This is a genomic window from Pseudomonas sp. LJDD11 (assembly GCF_024584215.1).
Lineage (GTDB): Bacteria > Pseudomonadota > Gammaproteobacteria > Pseudomonadales > Pseudomonadaceae > Aquipseudomonas.
On record NZ_JANJFL010000125.1, the window covers coordinates 1 to 547 of the forward strand.

The window sequence follows — 547 nt, forward strand, 5'->3', positions numbered from 1 at the left end:
GCCCGGTCTTCCTCGGAAGGTGCCACGCATTCCGGCAGCTCGGCCAGGGCCTGGTAATAGGCGCGCTCCAGATCCTGGCGTCTGTAGTGATTACACAGCACCCGCTTGGCGATGGTGGTCAGAAAGGCCCGAGGCTCGATGATCTGGGTCGTATCGCGGGCCAGTATCACTTTGACGAAGGTGTCCTGAGCCAGATCCGCCGCACTGTGCGGGCAGCCGAGCCTGCGCCGCAGCCAGGTCGTTAGCCAGGAATGGTGATCCTGGTACAGACCTTCGACGGTATGACTGAGAGCGGGCTGGGCGGTGTGCATCACGTAGAAAAATCCACGGGGACTCATTGAGGGCGTCGATTCTGTCAGACTCTTTTGCATATGAGAATATTTATCATTAATATTGCGCTTTATTCTTGTGCCTGGGTGCGAACTTTCTGCCCGGCGGTCTGGTGACAGGGTCCTTGTCATGCCAGCTCACGCTTTTTCATTGCCTTTCAAGATCGGGTAAAGGTTCTCGGATGCACGGTTCAGCCCTCAATAGCCCAGCGGTCAAT

1 protein-coding gene is annotated in these 547 nt (G+C 56.9%); it reads right to left on the bottom strand.

Annotated features, from left to right (window positions below; genetic code table 11):
* Positions 1–311, bottom strand: a 311-nt coding sequence (locus NRB16_RS29120) for a sigma factor (RefSeq protein ID WP_306456559.1), incomplete at its 3' end; no start/stop codon positions are given.
* Positions 312–547 lie beyond the last annotated feature (236 nt).